Origin of the sequence: Hominimerdicola alba, from assembly GCF_900112155.1 — a bacterium.
GTDB lineage: Bacteria > Bacillota > Clostridia > Oscillospirales > Ruminococcaceae > Hominimerdicola > Hominimerdicola alba_D.
The window spans coordinates 243,161-255,356 of record NZ_FOKQ01000001.1; the positions used below are offsets into that span (position 1 = coordinate 243,161).

Here is a 12,196-nt window from a genome sequence, read left to right on the forward strand (position 1 = left end):
TGCAAGCCGTTTTGAGAGGTCTGAGCATCATGGAAAGATCGGACAATAAAAAATATCTCGGTATCTTAGGGGCGTGGGCATTGTCCTTCGGGTGCAGTGTGGGCTGGGGCTCATTCGTTATGCCCGGCACGACATTCCTGCCCATAGCGGGACCTGTGGGCACAGCCATCGGACTTGGTCTCGGCGGACTGGTGATGCTGGTGCTGGCAGTGAATTTCCACTACCTGATGAACCGCTATCCCGACTGCGGAGGTATATATACCTACACCAAAAAGGCTTTCGGCTACGACCTTGGATTTCTCGGGGCGTGGTTCATGATAATCACGTATATCGCCATCATATGGGCTAATGCCACGGCTCTGCCCCTTATAGCAAGGACAGTGCTGGGCGATACTTTCCGCTTCGGATACCTTTATTCCATAGCGGGATATGAGATATACATCGGCGAGATAATACTTTCGGGGCTGGCTCTGGTTACTGCGGCGGCGGTGTGCTTTTCAAGAAAGTTTTCGGCATCGGCGCAGGTGCTTATGGCGGCGGTGCTTTTCGTGGGTGTTGTGATATGCTTTGGGGCGGCGCTGTCATCGGGTAACTGCACAGGTGGGTATGACCCGCCCTATGCCCCCGATAAATCTCCCTCAGGTGGAGTTTTCACCATATTCGCCCTTGCCCCATGGGCATTCGTAGGCTTTGAATCCATCACACATTCAGCCGGGGAAGCTAAGTTTTCTCTGAAAAAATCCTTCGGTATAATGCTTACTTCCCTGATAACTGCGGCGGCGGCTTATGTTTTCCTTGTACTGCTGGCGGTAAAGGCTCTGCCCGATGACTGCGGTTCATGGACGGATTACATAGGCTCACTTGACAAATACAGCGGAAATGCTTCTCTGCCCACGTTTTTTGTAGCACACAAAGCTCTGGGCGATAAGGGTACTTTCATACTTGGTGCGGCGGCACTGGGTGCAATATTCACAGGCCTGGTAGGAAATTACATAGCCCTCAGCAGGCTCATGTGCTCCCTTGCCGATGACGGGCTTTTCCCCGCATGGGTGGGCAGAAAGAGCAATGGTCATGTGCCTAAAAATGCTGTGATATCCATACTTGCCATATCCCTGGTACTGCCGTTCTTCGGAAGAACAGCCATCAGCTGGATAGTTGATGTTACCACCGTCGGCGCCACCATAGCCTATGCCCTTGCATCGGCATCGGCTTTCAGGCTGGCTCGTGAAACTAAAGATAGAAAAAGAGCACTTGTAGGTCTGGCGGGAGTGGTCATATCCATACTGTTTGCGCTGGAATTTCTGATACCTAACTTTCTGGCGATAAACACCCTTTCGGTTGAATCCTATCTGATACTGACTATCTGGAGCATACTTGGCTTCGTGTATTTCCGTACTTTTCTGAACGGTGACAACGAGGGCAGAATGGGTCATTCCATAGTTGCATGGATAGTCCTGCTTGGACTTATCATATTCACATCAAGCGTGTGGCTCCGTCAGACCACAGATAAAGCCCTGGAACGTTCCGAAGAGGTACTGAAAGAATACTATTCAGTAGAGGAGAACGAGTCTGACGAAGACCATATAGACGATGAGATGAAGAGTATGGGACGTTCGCTGGATAATGCCAGCGCCGTACAGATAGCGCTGATATGTTTTTCGCTGTTCAATCTGTTAAAGATATACAGCGTGCTTCAGAAGCGTGAAAAGCGGCTTGGAGTGGAAAAAGCCCTTGCAGAGGCGAGCAGCCGTGCAAAGACCAGCTTCCTTTCAAATATGAGCCACGAGATACGTACGCCGATGAATACTATAATAGGTCTTGATACCATCGCCCTCCGTGATCCCGATATTCCCCAGAGAACTAGAGAACACCTTGAAAAGATAGGAGCCAGCGCTGATCATCTGCTGGGGATAATAAATGATATCCTGGATATGAGCCGCATCGAATCCGGTCGTATGGTGCTTAAAAGCGAGGAATTCTCTTTCAGGGGATTTCTGGATCAGATAAACATCATAATAAACGGTCAGTGTCAGGACAAGGGACTGAACTACAATTGCGATATCATCGGTGATATGAGTGAATACTATATCGGTGATGACCTGAAGCTCAGGCAGATAATGATAAATATTCTTGGCAATGCGGTAAAATTCACCGAAACATCGGGAAGCGTGACCCTTACCATTGAGGAGATATATCGTGCTGAGGGAATATGCACCCTGAGGTTCATCGTTAAGGACACAGGCATAGGCATGGATAAGGAATATATCCCCAAGATATTCGGGCGCTTTTCACAGGAAGATGCCACCACCACAAACAAGTACGGCGGAAGCGGTCTTGGACTGGCTATCACCAAAAAGTACGTTGAGATGATGGATGGAGAGATACTTGTAGAGAGTGAAAAAGGCGTGGGCTCTGTATTTACCGTTACCGTAAAGCTGGGAGCTTCCGACAGGAAAGAAGCTGATGTTTCTGCTGACGAAGACATAGGCAGGAGAGCGGATATCCTTACGGGCCGCAGAGTGCTTATCGCTGAGGACATCGAACAGAACGCGGAGATACTGGCTGATATCCTTGAACTGGAGGGCATTGAATCCGAACACGCCAAGAACGGCAGGGAAGCTGCGGAGATGTTCCGTGAAAGCGAAGAGGGTCACTTTGATGCCATACTCATGGACGTGCGTATGCCCGAAATGGACGGACTTACAGCGGCGAGAATGATACGCGGGCTGGAACGCCCCGATGCGGCAGCGATACCCATCATAGCAATGACGGCAAATGTGTTTGAAGAAGACGCAGAACGCTCCCTTGAAGCGGGCATGGACGCCCATCTTTTCAAGCCCATAGAACCCGAAAAAATGTTTGACACAATGGCTCGCCTGATATCAGCTGCTGATAAGGCGTAGCCTGATAGCTGACAGGAGGTTTACCTTGATATTACAAAAAAGATATAAACACATAACAGCAATGGTCCTCCTGGCAGCTATCCTTATTAACATAGTTTTGCCATTGATGGCATTTGCAGATACAAATGAACAGAAGAAAGTCCGTGTGGGCTGGTTTGATTCTGCCATGTGCTATTATGACAAGTTCGGCAGGCGCTGTGGAGTTGACTATGAATATCACCAGAAGATCTCAGCGTACACAGGCTGGACTTACGAGTACGTTGAGGGCAGCTGGCCCGTTCTGTTTGAGATGCTTCAAAATGGCGAGATAGATCTTTTGAGTGACGTGAGTCACACCCCCGAACGAGAGGAGTTCATGTATTTCCCCGACCTGCCCATGGGCACCGAGGCTTACTATATCTATGTCGGTTCGGACAACACAGAGATCAAAGCCAATGACCTTACTACCTTCAACGGCAAGAAGATAGGCGTTAACAAAGGCAGCTTTCAGGAAGAACTGCTGAACGAATGGCTGGAAAAGAACGAAATCACCGCTGAGGTAATACCGCTGACGGACACCGAAGACGAATCCATGGAGAAGATCGTCAGAAAAGAGATAGACGGCATTGCCACGGTATTCACCTATGATTACAACAGAGATGCTGTCCCCGTCACAAGGATAGGCGGTTCGGATTATTACTATGCGGTCAGCAAGTCCCGCCCCGATCTTCTTGAAGAGCTCAACACGGCTCTGGCGCATATACAGGACGATGACCCTTATTTCAACGAGAGATTATCCAAGGAAAGAGTATACTATAATACAACAAATGCTTTGCTTTCGGCCGATCAGGAGGACTGGCTGGCAGAACACGGTGAGATACGTATAGGTTACAGAAAGGATTATTTTCCCTTCTGCTGGAAAGATGAGAAAACAGGGGAGCTGACAGGTGCCCTTAAAGATTATCTGACACACGCGGAGAATACCCTCAACAGCCCTAACCTTAAATTCAAGACCATACCCTACGATTCGCTTACAACAGCCCTTGAAGCACTTGATGCAGGGGAGATAGACTGTGTTTTCCCTCTCTGTATGAGCAGTTATGATGCCGAACAGTCGGGGATAATGCTGACGGATACCGCAATGGATTCCGAGATGCAGGCAGTTATGCGCAAATCTGACAGCAGGACGTTATCTTCTGATAGCCAAATAGTTTTCGCAGTAAACGAGAACATGATAAATCCCGAAAGCTTCATCAAGGAAAACTATCCCGACAGTGAGATGAAATTCTATCACGGACTTCAGGCTTGCTATGATGCCATACAAAAAGGTGAAGCTGACTGTGTGCTTCTCAGCAGTTTCAGGGTGCCCCCCGAAGAGGATAAACTGGAGAAAAGCAAACTGCACTCCGTACCAACGGGTGAGCTGATGGAATTATCCTTTGCGGTAAAAAGATCGGACCTTGAACTCTATGCCGTTATGAACAAAGCGGTGCTGACCACCAAAAGCAACGAGGTCAACAGCGCACTTGCTTCGTATATGGTTACAGATCAAAAAGTATCTTTCATGCAGTTTATGAAAGACAACTGGCTGATAACAGTAGCAGTGCTGACGTTAGTGTTCTCAATAATACTTTTCCAGCTTATAAGAAGACTGAGAGCTGAGCGTCTGGCCAGCAGGCAGAAGCAAATGCTGGAAAAGGCGGAGCACCTTGCGGAACTTCAGCAGACCATATCCTCACTGCTGGACAATATGCCGGGCATATGTATTACAAAGGATGCCAATACAGGCGAATACCTTGCCTGCAACCAGATGTTTGCGGATTATGTACACAAGAAAGACCCATCGGAGGTCATAGGGCTGAAAGCTTCGGATCTGTTTGATGATAAAAGGGTAACAGGCTTTGATGAGGACGACAATATGGTGCTGTCCATGGATGAGCCACTCATCTTCTATGATAAAATGGAGGACGTGTTTGGCAATCCTGTAAATGTCAAGGTGACGAAGCAGAAGTATACCGACGCTAACGGCAGGCTTTGCATACTGATGATATATCAGGACGTTTCTGACAGCCTGCGTATCTCCCGCGGCAAGGTGAATTCAAAGGAATCCTACGAAAAGGCAAGAAGCAACGGTCTGATATTCACACATATCGCCCAGGCGCTTGCACGTGGTTTCGTAAGTCTGTTCTATGTTGATATCAACACCGAAGAATTTATCGAGTACCATTCCGACGAAAAGGACGGAAGTCTTTGTGAAGTACGGCGCGGCTGGCATTTCTTTGAAGAGGGCAACGATGCGACACAGATAAATGTGTATCCTGAGGACAGGGAAGAAGTTCTCAAAGCTATGGACAGGAAAACTCTCGTAGCTGCCCTTGATAAGAACAATCTGTTCATGATGACATACCGACTGATGACAGACGGTGAGCCCAGATATGTGAATATGAAAGTTGCACGTATACAGGACGATGAAAGGTTCATGGTGCTGAGCCTTACGGACATCGATGAGCAGATGAGACACAGGCAGGCGGCACAGCGTATGCAGGAAGAACAGACAGCCTACAGGAGAGTAAGCGCTCTGGCGGGTGAATTTCTGTGTATCTACATAGTTGAGCCCGAAACAGGGAAATACCGCGAATACAGTTCATCAGCAGTATTTGATGTGTTCGGTATGCCTGCGGAGGGTGAGGATTTCTTATCCGACCTCAGGGAGAATTCCATAAAGGTAGTATATGCAGAGGACAAGAACAGGGTATTCACGGCGCTGACACTGGAGAATGCCATGGAAGAAGTACGTAAGAACGGCATTTTCACCATAAGCTACCGTCTTATGATGAACGATGAACCCAGGTATGTTCAGCTGAAAGCCGCACTTGTTGAAGAACAGGACGGCAGGCGTCTGATAGTCGGAGTCAACGATATTGATGCACAGGTGCGTCAGGAGGAAGAATACAGCAGACGTCTTGCACAGGCGAGGATAGAAGCAAACATCGATGCACTGACAGGTGTCAAGAACAGGAACGCTTACCGTGTATACGAAGAAAGGCTCAATGCCCAGATAGAGATGAACCGTGCCCCTGATTTTGCCATAACCATACTTGACCTGAATGACCTGAAAAAAGTCAACGACACTCAGGGACACAAAGCAGGTGACCAGTACATCAGAGATGCCTGCAGGCTGATATGTACCACATTCAAGCGCAGTCCTGTGTTCCGTGTGGGCGGAGATGAGTTCGCAGTGCTTTCACAGGGCGATGACTATGAACGCATAGAGGAGCTTGTAAAGATAGTGAATGATCATAACGAGGAAGCCGTGCTGAATGACGGCATCGTTGTGGCGCTGGGAATGGCGCGTTACGATCATGCTGAAAAGGTGGCTCAGGTATATGAGCGTGCAGATCAGAGAATGTATGAAAACAAGAGTTATCTGAAAGAGAAGAAAAAGCAGAGAGGTTAAGCATATATGTATTATTCTGCGATCGGTGTATTGGCGGCTCTGGTACTGCTGATTGTCAACTGGGATATACTGTGGTCAGGTGAGCTGTATGATAAGCCCGCATGGAACGTTTACAGAAAGTTCCTGTTTGCGGTGCTGATATATTATATTACCGACATATTATGGGGTATACTTGAGAGCCAGAAGCTTTCAAAAGCGCTGTTTGTCGATACTACTTTGTATTTCATAGCCATGGCGGCGGGCATATCATTCTGGGCTGAGTACAATGTTGCTTACCTGAACGAAAAAAGCCCCTTCGGACGTTTCCTGAAATACATGGGAAAGGGCATAGCGGGTGTGATAACATTACTGACAGTCACAAACATCTTCAAGCCCGTGCTTTTCACAGTGGACAGTAGCAGTGTGTATAAGCCCCTGCTGCCCAGAAATATCATGCTGGTATGTCAGATACTGTTCCTGCTGATAATTTCCGGATTCGCTCTTACATCGATGATAAGGGGCGGTTACAGCTACGAAGAGGGAACACGGTTCAGGATATCTGCGTCCTTTGGTCTATTCATGGCAGCATTTTTGCTGATACAGGTGTGGTTCCCGTATCTGCCGCTGTACTCCATCGCCTATATGCTGGGAACTTGTCTGCTCCACGCTTTTGTCGTAAACGATGAAAAGGAGGACCGCAAGAGAGAACTGGCGGAGGCTGAAAAGATATCCGAGCTGAGAGACAGGTTCGTATCTCTGCTGGACAATATGCCCGGTATGACCTTTATGAAGGATGCTTCTACAGGAAAGTATCTTGCCTGCAACCGCACTTTTGCGGAGTACGCCCGCAAGGATTCCACTGATGAAGTTGTGGGTCTTACCGATGCTCAGATGTTTGATGCGGAGACAGCCGCACACTTTGTTGAGGACGACAGGATAGCCCTCTCAATGAGCAAGCCTTATGTTTTATATGAAGAAGTATTCGATGCAGCAGGCAAGCCGAAGCAGCTTCAGACCACAAAGATAAGATTCAAGGATTCCACGGGAAGGACTTGTCTTGTGGGAATGTGTCAGGACATTACCGACCTTGTCAGCATACGCCGCGAACACGCTATGACTAAGGAAGCCTACGAGAACGCTGTGAATTCCGGACGGCTGTACAACCACATAGCCCAGACCCTAGCACGTGATTACACACAGATGTTCTGTGTAAATACAGATTCGGAGGAATTTATAGAATACCGTGGAGGAGAGAGCGGCAGCACCCTTTCAGAGGTGCGCAGGGGCTGGCACTTTTTCAGCGATTGTAAAATCGAACTGTGCGAGAGTGTTTTCAGTGAGGACAAAGAAGCTTTTCTCACAGCCATGAACCGTAAGAACCTTATGAAAGCTCTGAACTGCAGGGATACATTTGTGATGAATTACCGTAAAATCGCAGAGGACGGAACTGTATATTACAGTATGAAAATATCCCGCATGGAGAACGACGAGGAGCATATCATAGTGGGCTTTAAAGATGTTGACTCGGAGATGCGCGAGACTATGGCGAAGAACGAGGCACTGACTACTGCGCTTGATCTTGCTGAGACGGCGAACAGGTCGAAGACGGCTTTTCTTGCGGGAATGAGTCACGAGATCCGCACGCCTATCAATGCCATAATCGGGCTGGAGAACCTTGCGCTGAAAAACAGGGAACTTGATTCAGCAACTAAGAAATATCTTGAAAAGATAGGTACCAGTGCACATCATCTGCTGTCGGTCATCAACAATATATTGGTGATGAGCAATATCGAATCTGGACGGAATATGATAAATGAAGGCAGGTTCTCACTGAGGGCAATGCTGGAACAGCTTAACGTGCAGATGGAATCGGAGTGTGGCAAAAAGGGACTCAGATATGATTGTGTGATTCTTGATGAGCCGGAGGACAGCTATATCGGCGACGATAAGAAGCTAAGGCAGGTACTTTGGAATATATTGTCAAATGCTGTGAAGTTCACGGAAGCACCCGGGAGTGTCAAGATGACAGTCAGAAAAGAGGCAGAGCACGAGGATAAGGTAACCTTAAGCTTTGCAGTAAAAGACACGGGCATCGGCATGGATAAAGACTATCTTTCAAAAGTGTTCGACGCTTTTTCCTCACAGAGTGAACAGAGCATAACAAAGTTCGGCAGCAGTGGACTTGGCATGGCGATTACGAAGAGACTCGTTGAGATGATGAACGGATCTATAAGCGTAAGTTCGGAAAAGGGTGAAGGTACTGAGTTTTCGGTGATGGTTACAATACATCGGGGCGATGGTACGGAAAATGTTCAGAAAGGTGAGATCGACCCGCAGGCGCTGTACATACTGGTGATAGATGACAGCCATATTGAGGCAGAGCACGCGCAGATGGTACTTTCTGAGATGGATATTAAAGCGGATATCTGCACAGGTGGAGTTGAAGCACTGCGCATGATGGAGGAACAGTCTCAGAATGGTCAGCCTTATAACATCGTGCTGACGGACTGGAATATGCCCGGAATGGACGGAGCTGAGACTTCCGCGGAAATACTCAGCCGATACGGCAAGAGCTGCATCGTTGTGGCGATGACTGCGTACAGCTGGGACGATATCCGTGATGAAGCCAACAAAGTCGGAGTGTACAGCTGTCTTGAAAAGCCGCTGTTTACTTCAAATCTGCTGGAAAATCTGGGACGAATTGCAAGGCAGAGCGACCTGCGCATCTTCAAGGAAAAGGAGAGAGCAAGGCTTGCAGGGCGGCGCATTCTTCTGGCAGAGGACGTTGATATCAATGCGGAGATACTGACAGATATGCTTGAGATGGAGAATATCAAGGTGGATCATGCAGCCAACGGAAAAGCCGCTGTCCGGTTGTTTGAGAATAGCACTGCAGGCATCTACTCGGCGATACTGATGGATGTTCGTATGCCGCAGATGGACGGTCTTCAAGCTGCGAGAGTAATACGTGCTATGGACAGGGAAGATGCAAAGCGCATACCTATAATCGCACTGACAGCCAACGCCTTTGATGAGGATGTTCAGCTTTCTGTTCAGGCGGGAATGAACGAACATCTGAATAAGCCTGTAGAGGCAGAACATCTCATCAGAGTACTTGGAGAACTGATCTTTGATTCTGAAAGATCATTGGGTAAAAATGTATAATATACAGAGTATAATGAATGATCGAGGTAGCGCCGATGTGCGTTGCCCCATCATTCATTATTCTTTTTGTGCGGTTTTTATGGTAAGTGCAACGTATAATTCTTATTTTTAAAATATTTTGTTCGTTGACTTTTAATTATGTTTGTGATATAATAATTACCTGTGTTGATTTGATTCTACGACAGGAGGGAAAGATCATGAAGCAGAAAATAATGTCTTGGCGCTTTATTTTTACGCTGTTTATCTGTTCTTTCCTGATAATTATTATTTCGGAAAACAGCAGAAGTTTTCAGCAGGAAAGTTTCAACAGCTGTTTCGGTCATAGTTATAAATTTGATATTATAAGTGCAGAGAGTTCTCTGCTTTCAGATAATACAAGAATTACCGTCTGCGATATACTCACAGGGGCAAATGACCCAGTATTCTCGGTATACTGCATATGCGGTGGTTCTTTTGTTTTGTCTGCGGCACTGATGATCTCGGCGCTTATCTGTAAGATGTCCGCAAAAGTGGGCATCGCACATAAATCCATGATAAAATACATACACGATCAGCATGGTCAGAGCGTGGATGAGCGGTATGTATTCTATAAAATATGAACTGCGGTATATCTGCGGTTTAGGAGGTCTATAAATGGTAGCAGCACAGACATTTGCCGTTATCATCTTTGTTGGTATGTTCGTATTGATCGTACTTGACAAAATCGAAAGGCAATATGTTACACTTGGCAGCGGTCTTCTCACGCTTGTGGTCGTATTCGGCTTGTGCATGAGGAACGGCTCTGCCATAGTCAGAACCCTCGCCCTGGGAGATTTCTTTAAAAAGGATTTCTGGTATCAGGTCGAGGAAAGCGAAAGCGCGGGCATCAACTGGGCGACGATAATATTCATCGCGGGCATGATGCTGATGGTCGAAGGTATGGCGAAAGCAGGATTTTTCCGATGGCTCTGCATGAAGATAGCATTTCTTGTAAAATGCAAGACCGTCCCCGTCTTTCTGACATTCACAATACTTGCAGCAGTGCTTTCGATGTTCATCGACAGCATAACCGTTATCATGTTCCTTGCAGCAGTAACGGTGGAACTTGCGCATCTTCTGAAGTTCAACCCCATACCCATGATACTTTCCGAGATATTCTGCGCTAACCTGGGCGGCAGCGCAACAATGTGCGGAGATCCCCCCAATATAATCATCGGTACATCTCTGGGATTCTCTTTCTTCGATTTCCTGATGAATACAGGTATCGCGGCAGGCATCAGTCTTGTTGTTTCGATCATCTTCCTCTATCTGGCATTCAGGAAAGAGCTGGTCACCAAGGATGGCGAAAAAGTTGATATTTCCAAGCTTCCCAAGCCTTCCGAGGCTATAACCAACAAGAAGGATTTTATCGTAAGCAGCATTATTTTCGGCTGTGCGGTAGTTCTTCTCATCACCCACGGCACAACTCACCTTACGGTTGCGACTATCGGTCTGTTCATCGGTATCATTACTCTTATCGCTAACGCTAAGCACGCATCCGAGATACTTAAAAAGGTGGATTACAAGACACTGCTTTTCTTCATCGGACTCTTCATCGTTGTAAGCGGTCTGGAAGAAACAAATATACTTGATAAGATCGCGCAGTTCATCGAAAACATAAGCGGCGGCGATGTAAGGCTGATGATAGCTATCATCGTATGGGTATCTGCAATTGCAAGTGCGTTTGTGGATAATATCCCCTTTGCTGCCACTATGGTGCCTGTCATCAAGAACCTTGCTGCTGCATCGGGAACACCTATCAGCACGCTGGCATGGGCACTGGCTATCGGTACGGACATCGGCGGAAGCGCAACACCTATCGGTGCTTCTGCTAATGTTGTGGGCACATCTGTTGCAGCTAAGAACGGTCACCCCATAAGCTGGGGACGTTACTGCAAAAAGCTTGCGCCTGCCACAGTTATAGTTCTAACAATTTCAACGATATATCTCTTTGTAAGATATGTCTAAGTGAGGAGGTCAATCTATGTCTCAGATCATTATTTCGATCGGCCGTGAATTCGGAAGCGGCGGGCGCGTTATTGCTCAGAAACTGGCAGAGAGGTTCGGTCTGCCTCTGTATGACAGACATCTCATAACCGAGATAGCTGAGAAAATGGGCATGACAGTTGAACAGGTAGAAAAGTACAATGAAGTCCCCAAGATGAAGCTTCTTTCGAGAAGAGTAAACGGATATAGCAATTCCATCGAGGACAATATCGCTGAGATGCAGTTCAACATCATTGATGAAAAAGCTGCAAGCGGTGAGTCTTTCGTGGTAGTGGGAAGATGTTCGGAGACAAAGCTGAAAAAGTACCCCGGACTGGTATCGCTGTTCATACTGGGCGATATGGATGCAAAGATCGAGCGTGTAATGCAGGTTTATGAGCTCAGCCGCGAAGATGCGGAGAAGTTCATCGCTAAAAAGGACAAGAAGCGTAAACGCTACCACAACTACCATGTAACAGGTAAGTGGGGCGATTCCAGACTTTACGACCTTTCCGTAAACAGCACAAAGCTTGGCATCGATAAGACTGTCGATATGCTGGCAGACTATATCAACGCCCGTTCTGAAGCGCTGAAATAAGATATTTTTTCGGGCTGAACAGGCATATACGTCTGAAATATTACTGACCATAAGAGCCATATTCTCCATCTGTGAGAGTATGGCTCTTTGATTTTATCATTTTGTGAGCTT

The 12,196-nt window shown here is 47.2% G+C and carries 6 protein-coding genes; all 6 read left to right on the forward strand.

Features of this window, described 5'->3' with window-relative positions:
• The first annotated feature begins 29 nt into the window (after positions 1 to 29).
• The 6 genes from BM265_RS01030 to BM265_RS01055 all read left to right on the forward strand — a co-directional run bounded on the left by BM265_RS01030 (position 30) and on the right by BM265_RS01055 (position 12,085).
• A complete protein-coding gene (locus BM265_RS01030) occupies positions 30 to 2,903 on the forward strand; it encodes an amino acid permease (RefSeq protein WP_143098641.1) in 2,874 nt (957 codons plus the stop codon).
• 25 nt (positions 2,904 to 2,928) lie between these two features.
• Positions 2,929 to 6,339: a transporter substrate-binding domain-containing protein gene (locus tag BM265_RS01035; RefSeq protein WP_074959627.1), complete on the forward strand. Its 3,411-nt coding sequence runs from the start codon at positions 2,929 to 2,931 to the stop codon at positions 6,337 to 6,339.
• A 6-nt stretch (positions 6,340 to 6,345) separates the two neighbouring features.
• Complete coding sequence (locus BM265_RS01040; protein WP_074959628.1) at positions 6,346 to 9,483, forward strand: response regulator; 3,138 nt, start codon at positions 6,346 to 6,348, stop codon at positions 9,481 to 9,483.
• 197 nt (positions 9,484 to 9,680) lie between these two features.
• Positions 9,681 to 10,082 carry a hypothetical protein gene (locus BM265_RS01045; RefSeq protein ID WP_074959629.1) on the forward strand — a complete coding sequence of 134 codons (402 nt, stop codon included), beginning with the start codon at positions 9,681 to 9,683 and terminating at the stop codon, positions 10,080 to 10,082.
• A gap of 34 nt (positions 10,083 to 10,116) precedes the next feature.
• Positions 10,117 to 11,469 carry an ArsB/NhaD family transporter gene (locus tag BM265_RS01050; RefSeq protein WP_074959630.1) on the forward strand — a complete coding sequence of 451 codons (1,353 nt, stop codon included), beginning with the start codon at positions 10,117 to 10,119 and terminating at the stop codon, positions 11,467 to 11,469.
• A gap of 16 nt (positions 11,470 to 11,485) precedes the next feature.
• The gene (locus BM265_RS01055; RefSeq protein ID WP_074959631.1) at positions 11,486 to 12,085 is read left to right on the forward strand and encodes a cytidylate kinase-like family protein; all 600 of its coding nucleotides are present in this window, start codon (positions 11,486 to 11,488) and stop codon (positions 12,083 to 12,085) included.
• Positions 12,086 to 12,196: the final 111 nt, after the last annotated feature.